16 protein-coding genes are annotated in these 18,843 nt (G+C 62.3%); 1 reads left to right on the top strand and 15 read right to left on the bottom strand.

The window, feature by feature from the left end:
- Positions 1 to 6: 6 nt before the first annotated feature.
- The 3 genes from ACA041_RS18470 to ribBA all read right to left on the bottom strand — a co-directional run bounded on the left by ACA041_RS18470 (position 7) and on the right by ribBA (position 3,436).
- On the bottom strand, positions 7 to 951 hold the full coding sequence (locus ACA041_RS18470; RefSeq protein WP_497435310.1) for an ABC transporter permease: 945 nt from the start codon (positions 949 to 951) through the stop codon (positions 7 to 9).
- On the bottom strand, positions 948 to 1,973 hold the full coding sequence (locus ACA041_RS18465; RefSeq protein WP_497435306.1) for an ABC transporter substrate-binding protein: 1,026 nt from the start codon (positions 1,971 to 1,973) through the stop codon (positions 948 to 950). Before ACA041_RS18465 ends, ACA041_RS18470 begins: the two co-directional genes overlap by 4 nt.
- Before the next feature lie 353 nt (positions 1,974 to 2,326).
- Positions 2,327 to 3,436 (bottom strand): bifunctional 3,4-dihydroxy-2-butanone-4-phosphate synthase/GTP cyclohydrolase II, encoded by a 1,110-nt coding sequence (gene ribBA, locus ACA041_RS18460; protein ID WP_497435303.1) that lies wholly within the window; start codon positions 3,434 to 3,436, stop codon positions 2,327 to 2,329.
- Between the two features lie 71 nt (positions 3,437 to 3,507).
- On the opposite strand from ribBA, the gene ACA041_RS18455 reads away from it, so the two are divergent.
- A complete protein-coding gene (locus ACA041_RS18455; protein ID WP_497435300.1) occupies positions 3,508 to 3,804 on the top strand; it encodes a DUF1330 domain-containing protein in 297 nt (98 codons plus the stop codon).
- A 113-nt stretch (positions 3,805 to 3,917) separates the two neighbouring features.
- Here the strand turns inward: ACA041_RS18455 and ACA041_RS18450 are convergent, their stop codons facing one another.
- The 12 genes from ACA041_RS18450 to ACA041_RS18395 all read right to left on the bottom strand — a co-directional run bounded on the left by ACA041_RS18450 (position 3,918) and on the right by ACA041_RS18395 (position 18,814).
- The gene (locus ACA041_RS18450) at positions 3,918 to 4,481 is read right to left on the bottom strand and encodes an NUDIX hydrolase (protein WP_497435295.1); all 564 of its coding nucleotides are present in this window, start codon (positions 4,479 to 4,481) and stop codon (positions 3,918 to 3,920) included.
- 2 nt (positions 4,482 to 4,483) lie between these two features.
- On the bottom strand, positions 4,484 to 5,236 hold the full coding sequence (locus tag ACA041_RS18445) for a GntR family transcriptional regulator (RefSeq protein ID WP_150796292.1): 753 nt from the start codon (positions 5,234 to 5,236) through the stop codon (positions 4,484 to 4,486).
- 84 nt (positions 5,237 to 5,320) lie between these two features.
- Positions 5,321 to 5,710: a carboxymuconolactone decarboxylase family protein gene (locus ACA041_RS18440; RefSeq protein ID WP_128869384.1), complete on the bottom strand. Its 390-nt coding sequence runs from the start codon at positions 5,708 to 5,710 to the stop codon at positions 5,321 to 5,323.
- A 132-nt stretch (positions 5,711 to 5,842) separates the two neighbouring features.
- On the bottom strand, positions 5,843 to 6,328 hold the full coding sequence (locus ACA041_RS18435; RefSeq protein ID WP_150744356.1) for a flavin reductase family protein: 486 nt from the start codon (positions 6,326 to 6,328) through the stop codon (positions 5,843 to 5,845).
- Positions 6,329 to 6,340: 12 nt separating this feature from the next.
- Entirely contained in the window at positions 6,341 to 7,822 is a 1,482-nt protein-coding gene (locus ACA041_RS18430; RefSeq protein ID WP_497435291.1) for an aldehyde dehydrogenase, read from the bottom strand.
- Positions 7,819 to 8,652: an alpha/beta fold hydrolase gene (locus ACA041_RS18425; protein ID WP_497435286.1), complete on the bottom strand. Its 834-nt coding sequence runs from the start codon at positions 8,650 to 8,652 to the stop codon at positions 7,819 to 7,821. Before ACA041_RS18425 ends, ACA041_RS18430 begins: the two co-directional genes overlap by 4 nt.
- 45 nt (positions 8,653 to 8,697) lie before the next feature.
- The gene (locus ACA041_RS18420; protein ID WP_497435283.1) at positions 8,698 to 9,288 is read right to left on the bottom strand and encodes an amino acid synthesis family protein; all 591 of its coding nucleotides are present in this window, start codon (positions 9,286 to 9,288) and stop codon (positions 8,698 to 8,700) included.
- Between the two features lie 318 nt (positions 9,289 to 9,606).
- Positions 9,607 to 10,704, bottom strand: coding sequence for a type VI secretion system protein TssA (tssA, locus tag ACA041_RS18415; RefSeq protein ID WP_497435280.1), 1,098 nt, complete (start codon positions 10,702 to 10,704; stop codon positions 9,607 to 9,609).
- A 94-nt stretch (positions 10,705 to 10,798) separates the two neighbouring features.
- Complete coding sequence (locus tag ACA041_RS18410; protein WP_497435275.1) at positions 10,799 to 11,317, bottom strand: Hcp family type VI secretion system effector; 519 nt, start codon at positions 11,315 to 11,317, stop codon at positions 10,799 to 10,801.
- Positions 11,318 to 11,482: 165 nt separating this feature from the next.
- A complete protein-coding gene (tssM, locus tag ACA041_RS18405; protein ID WP_497435271.1) occupies positions 11,483 to 13,978 on the bottom strand; it encodes a type VI secretion system membrane subunit TssM in 2,496 nt (831 codons plus the stop codon).
- The gene (tagF, locus tag ACA041_RS18400) at positions 13,975 to 14,901 is read right to left on the bottom strand and encodes a type VI secretion system-associated protein TagF (protein WP_497435268.1); all 927 of its coding nucleotides are present in this window, start codon (positions 14,899 to 14,901) and stop codon (positions 13,975 to 13,977) included. The genes tssM and tagF overlap by 4 nt, the downstream gene beginning before the upstream one ends.
- A gap of 31 nt (positions 14,902 to 14,932) precedes the next feature.
- Positions 14,933 to 18,814, bottom strand: a complete 3,882-nt coding sequence (locus ACA041_RS18395; RefSeq protein ID WP_497435264.1) for a type VI secretion protein IcmF/TssM N-terminal domain-containing protein — start codon at positions 18,812 to 18,814, stop codon at positions 14,933 to 14,935.
- Positions 18,815 to 18,843: the final 29 nt, after the last annotated feature.

Here is an 18,843-nt window from a genome sequence, read left to right as displayed (position 1 = left end):
GACGGCTTACCTCGCGTTGCTGGCGCCAACCGGGGATTCCGGCTGGAGCTTCAGGTAGAAGTAGAACAACACCAGCGTAATGACGATCAGCAACGCGGCGCCGGCGCTGGCCAGGCCCCAGTTGAGGAACGACTGCACCTGCTGAATGATGAATTCGGGCAGCATCATGTTCTGCGCACCGCCCAGCAACGCCGGGGTGACGTAGTAACCGAGCGACATCACGAACACCATCAGGCCACCGGAGAACAACCCCGGCCGGCACAGCGGCAGGAACACCCGGAAGAAGTTGGTCCAGGGGCTCGCGCCGCAGATCGAACCGGCCTGCAGGATCATCGGGTCGATGGCCTGCATGGTCGCCTGCAACGGCAGCACGATGAACGGGATCATGATGTAGCTCATGCCGATCACCACGCCGGTGAGGTTATGCACCATCTCCAGTGGCTCATCGATGATGCCCATCGCCATCAGTGCCTTGTTGATCACCCCGGACGCCTGCAACAGCACCAGCCAGGAGTAGGTCCGGGCGAGGAGGCTGGTCCACATCGACAGCAGCACGATGTTGAGGATCCAGCGCCCCCAGCCTTTTGGCACCAGGGTAATCGCCCAGGCCAGCGGGAACCCCAGCAGCAGGCTGAACAGCGTCACCAGGCCGGCTACCGAGAAGGTGTTGAGCAAGACCCGGGCATAGGCCGAGTTGGCGAACAGCTGCTCGTAGTTGCCCAGCCCCGGTACCGGTTCCAGCACGCCCCGCAGCAGCAGACCAATCAACGGCGCGAGAAAGAACAGGCCGAGGAACAGCAGGGCGGGGATCAGGTTGCTCGAACCGCGCCAGCGCTGTGCCAGGGAAGGGGATTGGTTCATCACAGCCGCCTTGCCGGAAGCCGGGCCGGCAGCGCCCATGGCGCCCCCGGACTGGGCGGGTTGACGGGACGTGGTTGCCGTCATTTTCATTTGACCAGCCATTCGTTCCACCGTGTCGCGATGGCCGGACCGTTTTTGGCCCAGTACGCGAAGTCGAGAGTGATCTGATCCTTGGCGTAGGCAGTCGGCAGGTTAGGCGCCAGCTCCGAATCCAGACGCGCCACGCTGTCGACGTTGACTGGCGCATAGGCGGTCAGGTTGGAGAAGTCGGCCTGTCCCTTGGCGCTGCTGGCGTTGGCCAGGAACTTCATCGCCGCGTCCTTGTTCTTCGTGCCCTTGGGGATGACCAGAATGTCGGCCATGACCAGGTTCTGCTTCCAGCTCACGCCGACCGGGGCGCCGTCTTCTTGCAGGGCATGGATCCGGCCGTTCCAGAACTGGCCCATGCTCGCTTCACCCGAGGCCAGCAACTGTTGCGACTGCGCGCCGCCGCCCCACCAGACGATGTCTTTCTTGATGGTGTCGAGTTTCTTGAAGGCGCGATCCAGGTCCAGCGGGTAGAGCTTGTCGGCGGCTACGCCATCGGCCAGCAGCGCAAGTTCAAGCACGCCAGGGCTTGGCCATTTGTAGAGGGCGCGTTTGCCTGGATAGGTTTTGGTGTCGAACAGCGCGGACCAGTCCTGGGGCTTTTTGGCGCCGAGCTTGCCTTCGTTGTAGCCGAGGACGAAGGAGAAGAAGAACGAACCGACGCCGTGATCGGTGACAAACCGCGGGTCGATCTTGTCGCGCTGGATCACCGAGAAATCGAGGGGTTCGAGCAGGCCTTCGGCAGCGGCGCGCAAGGCGAAGTCGGCTTCGACATCGACCACGTCCCACTGCACATTGCCGCTTTCGACCATAGCCTTGAGTTTGCCGTAGTCGGTGGGGCCATCCTGGACCACGGTGATGCCGCTGGCCTTGCTGAACGGGTCGGCCCAGGCCTGCTTCTGCGCATCCTGGGTGCTACCGCCCCAGCTGACGAAGTTGACGCTTTGAGCCGCCATTGCCACGTGGCTGACCGTGGCCAGCAATCCCGCGAACAGAACAGCGGTTGCACCTTTGTTCAACACCATTTTCACGCCCTCATTTGTTGTGTTTTTGAGCGGGCTTGGTAATGCCCGCCTATCGGGAGCAGTAGGTCCATCTGGCCTCTAACGGTGACCGTGCCAAGGGCTGTTATTGGTGCTTTCCCTGTCGGGGGCACTTGGCTGAAGTGTCCGGTCTATGGAATATCATATTATGGTATTCCAAACTTTGTGCAAGCACTTTGCCTTACCGGCTATCAGCCAAATGCGGTTTTTTGCCCTCGGGCCGAACGCATGCCTGATGGCTTGAGATCCTGTGGCGAGGGAGCTCGCCACAGATAGTCCTCTCATCACCTCCTTCACCACAGATAAGGCCCCTACTTCACGGGAAAGCCTCAGGGTCACTGGGTGAAAGGAATGGTCTCCACTACTTCCAGGTCGTAGCCGGTCAATCCCGCATATTTCAATGGCGGGCCGAGGTGACGCAGCTTGCCGACGCCAAGGTCTTGCAGAATCTGTGCCCCGGTGCCTACTTCAGAATAGATGCGCGATTGCGATCGGCTGAACTGCCGTGGCGGCTGGGTCAGTTGGGGCACCCGTTCGAGCAGCGCCTGGGACGATTCATGGTTGGCCAGCACCACCACCACGCCGCGACCTTCCGCCGCCACTCGCTGCAAGGCCGCCCACAAGGTCCAGTTGGAAGGACCGCTGTATTGGGCACCCACCAGATCGCGCAACGGGTCGATCACGTGCACGCGCACCAGCGTCGGTTCGTCCCGGCGCAACTCGCCCATCACCATTGCCATGTGGACACCGCCTTCGATGCGATCCTCAAAGGTGATCAGACGAAAGGTGCCATGCACGGTGGGCAATTCACGCTCACCGATACGCGCGACGGTGTGTTCGGTGCTGAGGCGGTAGTGGATGAGGTCGGCGATGGTGCCGATCTTGATCCCGTGCTTGCGCGCGAACACTTCCAGGTCCGGGCGCCGGGCCATGGTGCCGTCATCGTTCATCACTTCGACGATCACCGAGGCTGGCGTGAAGCCGGCCAGGCGGGCCAGGTCGCAACCGGCTTCGGTATGACCGGCACGGGTCAGCACGCCGCCTTCCTTGGCGCGCAAGGGAAAGATGTGGCCGGGTTGCACGATATCGGCGGGACCCGCCCCGGGAGCGACGGCGGCGGCGACGGTACGTGTCCGGTCGGCGGCGGAGATGCCGGTGGTCACGCCGACGGCGGCCTCGATGGACACAGTGAACGCGGTGCTGAACACACTGGCGTTGCTCGGCACCATCTGCTCGAGGCCGAGGCGCTGGCAGTGCTCGTCGGTCAGGGTCAGGCAGATCAGCCCGCGGGCTTCCCGGGCCATGAAGCTGATGGCCTCGGCGGTGCAGCAGTCGGCGGCCAGCAGCAGGTCGCCTTCGTTTTCCCGGTCTTCGTCGTCGACCAGCAGCACCATCTTGCCTTGGCGGTAGTCTTCGATGATTTCTTCGATGCTGTTGAAGGCCATGTCAGGATTCTCAGTGTTTGATGGAAATACTTTGTGGTATACCATAATACAAAAATACCCGAGAGGTCACTATGAAGGCGTACTGGATTGCTCATGTAGATGTCACCGACCCCGATCAATACAGCCAATACACCCAGCGCGCGCCGGCGGCTTTTGCGTTGTATGGCGGTCGGCTGTTGGCCCGGGGCGGGCGTTGTGAAGGGCTGGAAGGTGGGCCTGCGGCGCAGCGTAATGTGGTGATCGAGTTCGACTCGTATGAGCAGGCGCTGGCTTGCTACCGATCAGACGAATATCAGGAGGCGAAACGGCACCGCGAGGGCGTGGCCCGGGCGCAGATCGTGATTGTTGAGGGTGTGGCGCCGGCGTGATTCATGGCGCCGAATACCTGTAGGAGCCAGGCTTGCCGGCGAAGGCGTCCATGAAATCGCCATCGCCGACAAGCCTGGCTCCTACAGGGGGGGCGGTGTGCAACGGGAAGCCGCTAGCGAATGAAGTGAATCTTGCCCGTATCGTCGTTGCCGATGTAGATGCCATATACCCCGGCCTGGCGTTCCTCGATATAACGTTCAAGGATCTGCCGGATCGCCGGATAGTAGATGCTCTCCCAGGGAATATCCTCGGGCGCGAAGAATTTGTAGTCGAGGGTTTCCGGCCCGTACTGGCCGGTGATCTCCAGGGCGATGGCGCGGAAGATGATGTACACCTCGCTGATCTTCGGCACGCTGAAGATCGAGTAGGGCGACAGGATTTCCGCGCGCACACCGCTTTCTTCCCAGACCTCGCGCAACGCGGCCTGCTCGGTGGTCTCGCCGCCTTCCATGAAGCCCGCCGGCAGCGTCCAGGTGCCGGGACGCGGCGGGATCGCGCGCTGGCACAGCAAATACTTGCCGTCCTGCTCGATGATGCAGCCGGCGATGATTTTCGGATTGATGTAATGGATGTAGCCGCAACCGCGGCACATCAGGCGCTCGTGCGTATCGCCCGGCGGCAGCTGGGACTTGAGGTCATTGCCGCCGCACTTTGGACAAAAGCTCGGGCTGAACATGATCAGCGACCTATGCGTGGTTCTTTGAGCGCGATCGGCAGGGTGATCTCGGGGATCGCCCCGGTCTCTTCCTGCTTGCGCTTGAGGTATTCCAGGGCCACGGCGGCGGCGGCGCGGACGTGGTCGACGCAAGCCTGGTGGGCGGCCAGCGGGTCGCCGCTCTTGATCGCCTCGACCATGCGCTCCATCTCCTGATTACTCGACCCGCGACGGTTCTCCTGGGACACCGAGGTCGCGCGCAAGTAGCTGATGCGCGCCTGCAACTGGCGCAGCTGCAGCGCCGCGACATGGTTGCCCGAGCCTTCGAGCAGCACGTCATAAAAGCCTTGCACCGAATCGATGACCTGCTGCAGTTCACCTTCCTTGAGGGCCTGGCGGTTTTCCTCGAGGGCTTTTTCCAGGGCCTTGATGTCCTTGGCCTTGGCGCGCAGGGTGAACAGCTGGACGATCAGGCCTTCGAGCACGCAACGCAGCTCATAGATATCGACCGCGTCGGCCAGGGTGATGATCGCGACCCGCGGCCCCTTGGCGTCGGCGAATTCCACCAGGCCTTCGGATTCCAGGTGACGCAAGGCTTCGCGTACGGACGTGCGGCTGACGCCCAGGCGATCGCACAGATCGCGCTCGACCAGACGGTCTCCCGGCAGAAGCTGGAAGTTCATGATGGCGCTTCGCAGTTTATCCAGCACGATTTCGCGCAGGGTAACGGGGTTGCGATTGACCTTGAAGCTGTCGTCGAGTGGCAGGCGTTTCATGGGGTCCGCTCTGAATGTGGCTGTCCATGCAAAAAGAGCACATCGATCCATGGATCAGCCGTGCTCGATTACAACAGCCAAGGGTTAACTGGAGGCCTCGGCATCGGCTTCGGCGAAGGCTTCACGGGCGAGCCGGAAACTGTCCACGGCTGCGGGGACACCGCAATAAATACCGACCTGAAGCAGAATTTCGCGTATTTGTTCACGACTCAGCCCGTTACGCAAGGCGCCACGTACATGCAGCTTGAGTTCGTGCGGCCGGTTGAGGGCCGAAATCATCGCCAAGTTTATCATGCTGCGTTCTTTAAGCGACAAACCCTCACGGCCCCAGACGTGGCCCCAGCAGTACTCGGTGACCATTTCCTGGAGCGGGCGGGTGAAGTCGTCGGCGTTCTCGATGGAGCGTTTCACGTAGGCTTCGCCCAGCACCTGGGTGCGGATTTTCAGGCCTTTTTCGTACTTGTCGTTGCTCATGTTCGTCCTCTCACCGCAGATCCCTTGTGGGAGCGAGCCTGCTCGCGATGGCGGCATCACATTCAACATCAATGTTGACTGACCCGCCGCTATCGCGAGCAAGCTCGCTCCCACAGGTTTTGAGTCATCCTGTCAGGCCAGTGTGGGCAGGGGGCCCAGCTTGCCTTTGTGATAGATCATCGGCGTTACCGGCTGCTCGGGCAGGATCAGGTTCTTCACCGCGCCGACGATGATCGCGTGATCACCGCCGTCGTATTCGCGCCACAGCTCGCACTCGATGATTGCCGTCGCCTTGCCCAGCAGCGGGTTGCCCAGGGCGCTGAGGTGCCACTCGATATCCCTGGCCTTGTCCTTGCCTTTACTGGCAAAGGCATAGGCTTCGGCGGTCTGGTCGGCGGACAGCAGGTGAATCGCGAATTGCTTGCTGTCGCGCAGGATCGGGTAGGTGTCAGAGGCGTAGTTGGGGCAGAACAGCACCAGTGCCGGATCGATCGACAGCGCACTGAAGGCGCTGGCGGTGATGCCGACGATGCCGCCGTCCGGGTCCAGGGTGGTGACCACCGTGACCCCGGAAGGAAACGAGCTCATGACGTCTTTGTAAATGCCGGGTTCGATCATTTCGCAAAGCTCCTAGCGCATCACAAACGGATCAGGCATTGGCGCCTGGGAAAGGTTGATCCACACCGTCTTGAGCTCGGTGTAGGCCAGCACCGAATCGATGCCGCTTTCGCGTCCATAGCCGCTGTTCTTGAAACCGCCGATCGGCGCCATGGCCGATACGGCGCGGTAGGTGTTGACCCAGATGATCCCGGAGCGCACGTCCCGGGCCAGGCGGTGGGCACGGCCCAGGTCGCGGGTCCAGATGCCGGCGGCGAGGCCGAACTGCGAGTCGTTGGCAATCGCCAGGGCTTCGGCTTCGTCCTTGAACCGGATGACCGAGGCCACCGGACCGAAGACTTCTTCCTGCATGATTTTCATCGAGTTGCGGTCGCACTCGAACAGGGTCGGCTCGTAGAACCAGCCTTCGCCCAGATTCTGCGGACGCTTGCCGCCCAGGCGCAGGCGCGCGCCTTCGGCGATGGCATCGGCCACCAGGCCTTCGACCACGGCCAGTTGCTGCGCGGTGGCCATCGGGCCCATTTCGCTACTGTCTTCCTGGGGGTTGCCGATGCGGATGCGCTTGGCGCGTTCGACCAGGCGCTCGACGAATTCATCGTAGATCTCGTCCTGCACCAGCAGCCGCGAGCCGGACACGCAGCTCTGGCCGGAGGCCGCATAGATCCCGGCGATCGCGCCGTTGATCGCGCTGTCGAGGTCGGCGTCGGCGAAGATGATGTTCGGCGATTTACCGCCCAGTTCCAGGGACAACTTGGCAAAGTTCTCGGCACTGCTGCGCACCACATGCCGGGCCGTGGCCGCGCCGCCGGTGAAGGCGATCTTGCGGATCAGCGGATGGCGGGTGAGGGCCGCGCCGGTGCTTGGGCCATAGCCGGTGACCACGTTGACCACGCCCGGTGGAATGCCGGCTTCCAGCGCCAGGCGCGCCAGCTCGAGGATGGTCGCCGAGGCGTGCTCCGAGGGTTTGATCACGATGGTGTTGCCTGCGGCCAGGGCCGGGGCGAGTTTGATCGCGGTCAGGTACAGCGGGCTGTTCCAGGGAATGATCGCGGCGACCACGCCCATGGCTTCGTGCACGGTGTAGGCAAACAGGTCCGGCTTGTCCAGGGGCAGGGTGCCGCCTTCGAGCTTGTCCGCCAGGCCCGCGGTGTAGTGGAAGAATTCCGGCAGGTAGCCGACCTGGCCGCGGGTTTCGCGAATCAGCTTGCCGTTGTCGCGGCTTTCCAGCTGCGCCAGTTGTTCCTTGTTTTCGGCGATCAGGTCGCCCAGGCGCCGCAGCAGTTTGCCCCGGGCGGTGGCGGTCAGGCCGCGCCAGGCCGGGCTGTCGAAAGCGCTCTGCGCCGCTTGCACGGCGCGCTCGACATCGGCTTCATCGGCATCGGGCAGTTGCGCCCAGGGTTCGGCCAGGGCCGGGTTCAGGCTTTCAAAGGTCTTGCCGGACAGGGCATCGACCCATTCACCGCCGATGCACATCTGGAAGGAGGCGAGTGTCATGCAACGATCCCCTTTATCTGGTTTTGTCGGGCGTGCGCAGTGTCGAGAAACTCCAGCAGCAGCTGGTTGACCAGGCGCGGCGATTCTACTGGCATCATATGCCGCTGCTCGGCGAGCACGGCAACCGTGGCGCCAGGAATTCGCTCGGCCAGTTGCTGGGCCATTTGCGGTGTCGAGCCAGGATCCAGTTCACCGGTGGCGACCAGGGTCGGCACCTGAATGCTCGCCAGGTCCTCGGCGCGGTACATGTCCTGGGTCGCGAACAGTTCGTAGGTGGTCAGGTAGCCCTGCGGGTCATTGCCGGCCAGGGTCTGGCGCAGCGCGGCAATCTGCGCAGGGTTGGCCGCCTGGTATTCGCGGCTGAACCAGCGTGACAGCGCGGCTTCGGCGTTGGCGTCCGGTCCATGCTCGGCCGCCTGGGCGGTGCGGGCGATGACGCCGGCACGCTGTTCGGGGCTGCGATTGAACACGCTGTTGAGCACCACCAGACCCTGCAGGCGTTGCGGGTAGTGCAGGGCAAACGCCCGCGCCACCAGCCCGCCCATGGAAAAGCCGATCACCGTCGCCTGGGGCAACTGCAGGTGGTCGAGCAATTCCAGCAACTGGTCAGCGTAGCCGAGCAGGGGCGTGCCGCTTGCCGGACGCGGGCTGGCGCCATGGCCGAGCATGTCGTAGGCGATCACGCGGTATTTCGTGGCCAGGCCAACGACCTGGCCGCCCCACATTTCTTTATTCAGGCCCACGCCGTGGATCAAGACCACGGGCTGGCCTTGGCCGGTCGCCAGGTAACTGGTGCCAGCCGGGGTGCGTTCAGCGGTGAGCCGAATCATGGAGCGCTCCTGCATGCCTTTTTGTTGTAGTTAGGCTGACCGGGATTACTGGGCCTTCTCGGCCGCCAGTTCTTCCAGGTCGATGTAACGGTTGCCGATGCGTGGGTGCAGGCGGCCGCCGTCGGCGCAACCCAGGACCACGACGATTTCGTCGGCGCGCGGTGCATCTTCGATCTGCATTTCCAGGGTGATGTAGTGCGAGCGCAGGCCTTCGTCGTCCTTGTGCATCATCGGAATCTGGATCGAGGTGCCCGGGCCGCCGCGCTTGTTGGTGAAGCTCAGGTAGCTCTTGGCTTTCACCGCCTCGCGGTAGTGGTTGCCGAAGCGCAGGGTGTGGATGACGGCGGAGGCGTGCTCGATCTCACCGTCGGCGCCCACGACTGCCGCCTTGCCGTAAGCCTCGATCTTCTCCGCGCCACCGATGATGCCAACCAGACGCTCGACCATCAGGGCGCCGAGGTCGGAGCAGTTCTCGCGGATCTGTGGTTTCAGGTCTTCGATAAAACCGTTGCCTACCCAAGGGTTCTTCATGACGACGGCCAGGCCGACCATGGTCACTGGTTTGTCGGTGGCTTTGCCGCCCTCGATGAAGGTTTCTTCGACGTAGCTGACGATCTTGCGGATTTCGAAACTCATGAGCTGCTCCGTAGGAGGTTTAGGTGTCTGTGCGTCTGATGGTATACCATAATACCGGAAGCACAAGTCCCTCGAATGAGTTTCTGGTCGGACGGTTTAAAAAACGGGGATCTTCACTGAATTCCAGATCAGCGAGCGCCACCGATCCCGTGTAGGAGCCGGCTTGCTGGCGAAGAGGGCGGCACATTCGGTAGAGGTGTTGGCTGGCAGACCGCTATCGCGAGCAAGCTCGCTCCCACAGGGGATCTTCAGCGAACATGAAATCTGTGAGCGACACCGATCAACTGTGGGAGCGAGCTTGCTCGCGATAGCGGTGTATCAGGCCTGCGCTTCCTTGGTCCCCAGCACATCGCGGATGCTGTCCACCACGTTGCTGTCCTTGATCACATCGTTCAGCCAGCCCTCGAGCGGCATGTTGCCCCATTTGATCGCACGTTCGATCAGGTAGGGGACGGGGCTCTGGGGCTCGGTCTGTTTGAAGAATTGGGCGATGCCCGCCAGTTGGGTGAAGGCTTCGTCGCGGGTCAGTGGCGTGGTGCGCAGCGGCGTGGCGGCAAGGTCGTGTCGGTTCTGGGTCATGGCAGGACCTGCGGGTTGGTCGGCAGCGTTTTCCGAGGCAGCCAGAGGGGCTGCGACAGGGGCCGGGTGCAGTTCGATACCCCGATCCTTGAGCAGTTTCTCGGCCAGTTGCCCGGCGCGGAACAAGATGTCATTGAGCCCGGCAAAGCTCGGGGCTTCGGCGCCGAAGTGGCGGTCGGCGGTGCTCTGCAGTTGCTGGCAGGCTTTCAGGCTGGCGGCGATTTCGCCGGCCTTGAGGCGCAGGTAATCCGAGTCGGTCAACACCACCGAGCGCTGGAAGATCTCCGCATTGATCTTGCCTTCATCGAGGGCGACACGCATGGCCTGGGGGTTCTGCAGCGCCAGGTTTTCGACATGCCTGGATTCGTCATAACGCAACAGGCCGTATTGCTGACCCTGGGTGATCGGCAGTGCACCGACGATGTCCGCCAGCGAAGTTTTCATCCACGCCAGCCGTGCGGCGCGCTCGTCGACGCCGTCTTCGAGGGACGGGAACAAGTCCGCCCAGAATGCATCCAGAATGCGTTCGGCCAGGGTCAGGCCGAAGGTGATACCGACGAAGTGGTAGCGGTGCGCCAGGCCCTCGCTGAGCCAGGCGACCAGCATCAGGTCCTTGCTCTGTCGAGCCAGTCCTTGTGCAGCCAGGGTGATGGTCAGGTCCCAATCGGAGGATTTCAGATCGGTCTGCCAGTCACCCTGGGTCAGGTAATCGGGGTCTGCTCGACGCGCTTCCTTCACCTGATCGAACAAGGTGGAAAAGCTCAAGTCTTCGCCGCTTCCCTCATTGATGGGCGCTGTCAGTTCGGCCAGCGAAAGGTCGTTGAGAAATTCAGACATAGGCAACTCTGGTCAAGATAAAAGAACACCGCGCCCGATTGCCAGGCACGGTGCCGAACACGGACCGCTTGCGCGGCCCGCCGTCGCTACAGACTTAAGCGAAAACCTTGTTGGCCGTGCGATCCCAACCACCGGTGACGTTGCCGCCGCCCTGGCCATCGGCACGGCTCTGCTGGGTGTAGGTGGTTTTGATGCGGGCGAAGTTGAAGCTGATGACTTCAATTGGCAGATCGCTTTCCGATTCGTCCTTACCGTTCTGGCTACCGCCAGCAACGGTATTGACGGAAGCCACCACAACTTCTTCGAGGTTGTAAGTCAGGTAGGTCACCTTGTCACCACCGGCGCGGTTCACGTTCAGCTGGATCTTGGCGATGTGAGTGCCTTTGCAGCAGGCTTCGAACAGCTTGGCAGTCGCCTTGTCCGCAGCTTTGCGGATGGTGAAATTGCTCAACACTACACGCTCCGAAGAAGCACCGCCCGAAGAGCTCGCCGTTGCGGAGGTTGCCTGGGTTGCGCCGAACTCGTAGCCCAGCACTTCGATCCAATCCTTGTGCTTGTCGTCCAGCACTTCACCTGGAATGCCTTCGATCTGGATGTATGCGTCAAATGCCATTTTTAATTTCTCCTTACTTTCATTTAAGGGCCGTTTCCACCTGCGGACAGGTCACGAACCCTTCGTTTTAACCTCTTTGAAACGATCAAGAGAGGTGTGTTACCGGCCCGGGTCTATACGTCGAGACGACCCGGGCGCCGGTGTTTCTGCCAGTGCGGGACGCGCTCAGTTGAGCGCCCGCACTTCGATTTCTACCCGCCGGTTCGGCTCCAGGCACTGAATGAGTCGGGCCCGGGGCTGCTGCATGTCGCACTTGACCAGGGGCCGGGTGCTGCCTTCGCCGATGGCCTCGACCAGCTCGCCAGGCACGCCTTTGCCCACCAGGTAGGTCTTGATGGTCTGTGCGCGCTGTTTGGACACCTGCATATTGCCCTGCGGGTCGCCCAGTTGATCGGCGTGCCCGGCGATGATGATCTTGCCGATGTCGGGGGTGCTCAGGAGCTTGCCGGCAATGGCGCTGAGCTGGCCCTGGCCTTCGGTTTTCAGGCTCTGGAAATCGGCGCGGCCAAAGGCGAACAAGGTGTCCGACTCCAGGGTGATGGTCTCGATCGAGCGCAACGACTGGGTCAGCAGGCTGTTGATGTAGTTGCGCGAGCTGGACGTGAGGAACGCGTTGTCGAGAATCCGCGGCACGTCTTCCTCGTGGATCTGGTCGCTGTAGAAATTGATCTGCCGGCTGGCGAACTCGTAATCCTGGTTCGAGCCTGCACCACCATTGGAAGCACCGATGGTCTTGCCAGTCTGGCGGGCGATCGCCGGGTACCAGTAGTCGGGGATCCTGGCTTTGAGGAAGGCGGGGTCAGCCTTTTCCCGCTGGGCACGGGAAAGCATGACGTAGGTGTCCAGCGTCGTCTTGCCGAAGGCCGCGATCGACTGGGCCCGGTTGTCGCTCGGCAAGGCCTTGGGTTCGACGCTGTCGATGCCAGTCACGGGCAACAGTTCCTTGCTGTTGCGCTGATACACCTTGAGTGTGGTCAGCAGGTACAGCGAGCGGGTCAGGTTGTCGGCGGTCGGCTTGAGCATCACGCTTTCCAGCCGGTCGAAATACCGGCCGCGCAGCAGCGGTTCGACCTTGTAGCCCTGATATAGCCCCAGGCGCAGGCGCAACGGGACTCCCTGGTCGTGATGCTGCGCGTAGTAATGGGCGGTCCAGAAGCGTATGCGGTCCAGGGTTTGCCAATCGGTGTACTGACCTGTCGCCGACGCGTCAGTGGCGGCCGCCTGGGCCAGTTCCGTCGAGATCGCCTGCACGGTATTTTTGTTGTTCACATAGGACCAGCCCAGCAGCCCGCACAGCAGCAGCGCCACCAGCCCGGCGCCGCCAACCCAGGCCGCCTTGCGCCGACGTTCGCGATGGTTGGTGGTGTACAGCGCCACCAGGTGCTGGTCAGGGATGATGACTTTCCTGAACAGGCTGTTGATGAACAGCGGGCGCGCTTGCGCGGTGCCGCTGGCGAGCGCTTGATCACTGTCCAGCGAGAAGCGCTCGGTGACCTGGCGGGTGTGCCCACCCAGTTCCGGCTGGTCGGCATCCAGGGCGCTGGTGAAATAGAAGCCGCGCAGCAGTTCGGCCTTTTGATACGGGTTGGCGCGCAGCAGGGCATCGACGAACAGCTGGAGCCGGGGTTTGAGCGCTGCCAGTTCCAGCGGGAAGCGATACACCGCCGAATCCTGACGGGTGATCTGAATGTCCTGCAGGACCAGTTGCTGGCCCGCCACCTGTTGCCAATAGCTGATCAACTCATCCATCGCCACGCCGAATTGCCGGCCCCAATCGGCCTGCTCAAAGCCTTTGTGGGCAAAGGTCTTGCCCATGACTTCGCCACGGGCCACGTCATCCAACTGGCGATAGAAAGGCGCGAATCCCGGCACCAGGTCGCACTTGGTGAACACCAGGTACACCGGCAGTCGCACTTCCAGCAGCGCATGGGTTTCCTGGATGCGCTCGCGCAGGCGCTTGGCAATGCGCTCCTGGTCCTCGAGCGAGGCCTGCAGAATGTCGTGAATACTGACGGTGACGATCAAGCCATTGAGCGGCCGGCGCTGGCGATGCTGGCGCAACAGCTGGAGGAAAGCCCGCCATTTGCCCGCTTCCTCCTGGTTGTTCATGTAGCGCCCGGCGGTATCGAGCAGGACCGCCTCGGAGCTGAAAAACCAGTCGCAGTTGCGGGTGCCGCCCAGGCCGGCGACACGTGCACCTTCGCGCTCGGCATAGGGGAAGTTGAGCCCCGACTGATAGAGCATCGTGCTCTTGCCGGCGGCAGGCTGGCCGATCACCAGGTACCAGGGCAGGGCATACAAGGCATCCTTGGGATTGCCGCCCCGGGACTTGTTGCTGTGCAGGCGCTCGATGCTCTGCAACAGACGCTCGCGCAACAGGCTGACTTCTTCGCGGTCCGCCGGGCTGGCGTTCAGTACCGCCTGATCGGCGTCGTCGCGCAGCAGCCCTTCGAGATTGTGGTGCCGGGACACCCCGCGATACAGCAGCAGGACGTAGCCGCAGGACAGCAGCAGGAACACGCCAATGCCCGTCAGCAGGCTGTTCAGTGAACTGAAGTCAAACGCACGTCCGATGCCCCACACCAGGAAGATCGAGAGAAAGAACACTACCCCCAGAATGTAGGGTTGGTAGCGCAAGAAGTAATACTTGATCTTGTTCATACGGACTTCAAATCCAGGGCAGCGACAAAACGGTCGATGACGTCATCAAGAGGGCGATCGATTTCGGGAAAAATGCAGGCAGGGTGGTGCTCATCAAATGCATCGAATGACGCCAGCACGTCGTAGCTGTGCGACCGCTCGGCGGTGCCGGTCAGCACGCGATAGGCGTCGCTGGTGGTGCGCGAGGCGAAGCAGATCAGTCGCGGGCGCATGAAGTCGTCGGCCAGCAGGCTGATCTGCGGCACGGCGCTGCCGGGTGTCATGCGCGTCAACCAGGTGACCCACAGATCCGCCGTCGGGTTTTTCAAACCCCGTTCCGCCGGCAAGGGCAGGGCGATGCCGATCGGCGTGCCGTGCTGCAGATGCCTGTTCAGGGCCTGCAAACGGGTGAGCACGGCATTGGTGACGAACTCCGGGTACGAGTCTTCGAGCGCGGTGGCGATGTCACGCAGGCTGAAGTTCACCAGGAATTTGTCGTGCACGCGCCGGAACAACTCGAAGTCCTGACCTTGCAAGGGGCGCAGGGCCTTGATGCGATCGAACAGCACCGAAGTGCTTTCGCCCTGGGCGGCGCTATGCAGCAAGGGCCTGATCTGCCCGCTGAACAGCTCGCCCAGGGTGAAAGGATTGACCAAGGGCCCGGCTTCGCTGGCCTTTACCGTTTGAAAAATGAAAAACGGATAGCGTCGCTGGCTTGCATCCTTCGAACTGATCAGCCCGCCGAGCACCCAGTTGCCGCTGCGGGCGCGATAGCAGAAGAAGCACACCGGCAGGGCATCGAACAATTCCCGCCAGTGCTCCTGCGGCTGCAGGGCGGCCAATGCGCCTTGCAGCCAGGCATCGAACTCGCAGACGTCGTCGGCTGCACCGTGCAGGCTGACGAAGTCCGGGCTCGAGGGGACTTTGCCGAAACAACCAATCATTGGCCCGGCCCCTGATTGCAAAGGTGCGTGCTCACTGGGCCCGTCCGCCTGTTGCGTTGAGTGCGCTCAGGGCCTTGACGTTGGCCAGGTCGGTCAGCTTGACGCCGCCGTAGTTGCGCACGGCGAGGCTGACCTGGCCATTGGCGGTGTTCCAGCTGAAACGTTGCTGTATGCCGTCCAGGTCGCTGACCCGGGCGCTGTCATTCATGCGCAGCAGGCCCCAGCGGCCCGGGTAATCGAACACCGTGATGCGCTCGCCGGTCAGTGTCACCACGTCCATGCGCGCGCCGGGCGCGGTGGTGGTGCCCGGCCAGGAGAAGCGGCTCCAGCTGGTCTTGCCGTTGCGGTAATGCTGCACCTGACCATCGAGGGTGAAGATGATGTCGGTGAAGTAAGCCGAAGGCTCGAGCATGATCTCGAAACCGTTTTCCCGATCGGACAGACTGGCAATCACCTGGCCCAGGGAGCTGGCCTTGTCGATGCTGTTGACCATGTTCGGGTTGACCAGTGGCGTAGCCTTGCTCGCGCTGCTCATGCCCAGGCCTTCACCGCCGGACAGGTTGCCGATTTCATTGCGCTTGAAGTTCGGCAGCAGGCCGGACTCCGGGTCGACGAAACGCTGCAGGTCCTTGACCGAAGCTTCGTTGCGACTGCCCGCCGCGATTGGATAACGGTGCGCCATGACCTGCTCCCAGGGCTTGGCGATCTGTTGCGCCCAGGCCTTGGCGATCTGCTCGCCGGCCGGGTCGCGCAGGGTTTCCCAGGCGAACTGGATCGGCAGACTGAACAGGTCTTGCAGCGAGGTGGACAGGCCGCCCTGGCTGGTGTCGACCGTGGTCTCGACGTAGTTGCGCACGCTGGTGACTTCGCTCGGCTGGCCTTCCAGGGTCTCGCTGATGAGCTGCTTGCTGCTTTTGCCGACGTCTTGCGAGCGCTGGATGTTGTTCATCCGCACCTTGAGTTTGCGCAAGGCCGCCAGGTAGCGATCCATGATGGTGCTGTCGGCGCCTTCGGCGTTCTGCACGGCGAACACCCGCGACACCGGCTCGAAACGCTTGGCCAGGCTGCCGTCATCCACCGCGGGCAACGGCGACATCAGCGCGTTCGGCGAGGTGTCCTGGCCATCGAAGATGCCGGTGACCTTGCCCCAGAAACCGTCATCGCGCTTGATCCCCGGTTGCTGTGTTTCACGGGGCGCCGGCACATCCCATTGGGTGTTGTCGTTGACCGCCGCCAGCAGGTTTTTCACCGGCGAATTCTGCACGTCGCTGAGCAGCGACAGTTGTTGGGTCGAGTTGGCCATGTCGGTGAAATGGCGCACGCCGACGCTGTCGATGAAACCGTACCAGGCCTGACTGTAGTCGCGCTTGTAGCGCGTCATGAACTCACGGATGAAGTTGGCTTTCTGCACCAGGCTGTCGCCGCCTTCGCCATCGAGCACCCAGTCCGATTCGTTGCGCAGGTTGCCGGACACCAGCTTGATCAACTCCGGTTTGACGAACTGTTCCCAGCCCTGACGGGTGAAAATCGCCGGCACCGCTTCCGTGCCGTACAACAGCTGGCGTCCAGGCAGCGGCACCAGGTCGCTCAGGCCCAGGGCCGGGAACTGACGGCTGGATTCCAGTTGCAGGCGCAGGTATTCGCGGTCCACCAAGGAGCTGGAAATCATGAACGACTTCAAGCTGTTGCGGGTTTCGCTGATCAATTGCTCGTTGCGCGGCAAGGACGGCGCCTGGCCATTCTTGAGCAGTTGCACGTAGACCGGCGCGTTGTCCTGGATCACCGTAGCGCTGACCGGGTTGTCCGCACTGGCAGTCGCAGCCCAGGCCACCGGCAACGCCGCCCCGACGAACTCGGGCTCGGGATGCGCATCGGGTTGCGTCAGCATCAGGTACAGCTTCAACGCGTTATAGGACTCGATGATGGACGCCACCTGGCGCTCATCCAGTCGACCCAGCATTTCTTCGGACAACGAGAGCCCACCGGTAGTCGCCGACAGATCCGCGGCGTCGCTCGCCGTGGCCGGATTGCGCAAGGCGGTCATGGCCTCCCCGCGGACCTTGCTCGCCGCACCTTTGGCTGCACCGCTCAAGTGCTGGCTGACATCGCCGGCGCTGCGCGGAACGCTGCTCAAGCGGGTTGGCAGTTTCAGGCCTTGGGCACGGGCTTTGGCGGATGGGCTACCAGCCTTGGCGGACGCTGGCGCAAAGCTGTTCTGCGGGTCCATGGTCTTGGCGAACTCATTGAACGCGCGCATCTGCAATTGCAGTTGCAGGGTGACCGGTTCCAGCGCCTGGGTGCGCAGTTGCTGCAAATAGGCGTTCTGGGCGACGAGGTAGATGTCGTCACCGCGATAAAGGCCGGCGCTCAGTTGCAGCGGCACGCCGTTGGCACGGTACTTCTCGATGGCCGCGAGTTGGTCGCGCAACAATTCCAGGCCCTGGCCCGAGGCGAGCAACTGGGTGCGGTCCGGTGATTGCTGCAGCGCGGTCAGTTGCTCGCGCAACGAGGCCAGCCACTGACGGTTGTTCTGGAATGACAGGGTTTCCCAGCCAATGAACACCAGCGCGGCCAGTACGGCCACGCTCAGCACGGCAGGGCTGAAGGACGTGTTCTGGCCGAAACGCGACTGGTAGAGCGTCAGGTCGCGGTCCGGGAAAATCACCCGGCGGAAGGTATCGGTGATGAAATAGCTGCGATCGCTGATTTTCTGGCCGCTGCCCGGCGTGTGCTGGTGCTCGGGTTGTGGCTGCAGCGCGAACGACTCGGCCAGATCGTCTTCATAGACCTGGCTCAGCTGCTGATCGGTCTGCAGGGCGCTGGTGAAGTACAGGCCGCGCAGCAACAGTGGCGTGCCCGCCTGTCCGCTGTGGGTGAAGTGCTGGAGAAACTGCTCCAGCACCACCGACAGTTCGGAAAAATAGTTCGGGAAATTCAGCAGCGCGCTGTTGGCATCCGCCCCCAACGCAATCATCTGCGCGTCGACATGACGGCGAATGTGACTGTGCAGGTTGGCCAGCTTGGCATCCAGCACCGGGCGCAAACCCTGGTTGCGGATTTCCGACAGCCCGAAGGTCATGCCCAGCGGTTGCTGCCGTTCGTTCAGGTCCAGACCTTCAAAGGCCTGGCTGAAACCCGGCAGCTGATCGGTCTTGCTCAACATCAGGTAGATCGGCGGGTTGGCGTCCAGGCAGTCGGTGTATTCCTCGATGCGCGACACCAGTTGCGCGGCGAGCTCGTTGCGCTCGGCAGCACTGGCCGCCAGCAGCTCGGGCAGGCTGACCACCAATACCAGGCCGTTGACGGCCGCCTTGTTGCGTTGCTTTTTCAGCATCCGCAGGAACGCGGCGAATTCGCTGGCCGACTGGTCGTCGCGCAGGTAACGGCCGGCCGTATCGATCATCACGGCTTCAGGGCTGAAGTACCAGTCGCAATGCTGGGTGCCGCTGTGGGTGTCATTGGCGCTGTTGGCGATGCTCGCGGACAGGCCGGAACGGGTCAGCAAGGAGGTCTTGCCGGCGCCGGACAGGCCGATGACCAGGTACCACGGCAGGTCATACAGCGCCGACGAGCCGCCGCCACCGGCCGAGCGATCGGTGCGCAGCATCGCGATGGCGTGCTTGAGGCGTTCGCGCAGCACTTGCTGGTCACGGAACTCACCGGTGGATTTGAGCGATCGATCGACCTCGATCTGCACCAGATTCTCAAGGTTGTGTTCCGCGCGGATACGCTTGTACTGACGCAGCACAATAACCAGCAAGTAAAAGGCGCTGATGATCGCCATCGCTTCCAGCGCATAGCCCCGCAGCCAGCTCACCTGCGGCGCCAAGAACCAGCACAGCACCAGGCTCGCCAGCCACAACACGGGGATGACCAACCAAAAACTTTTCAACAAACGCAATAATGTCTTCATGTCTTCCTGACTCGATTACCTGACCTGTG

Source organism: Pseudomonas sp. LBUM1676 (assembly GCF_059695605.1).
Note: the sequence above shows the minus strand (reverse complement) of the source record. Positions and strands in the feature narration are given on the sequence as shown.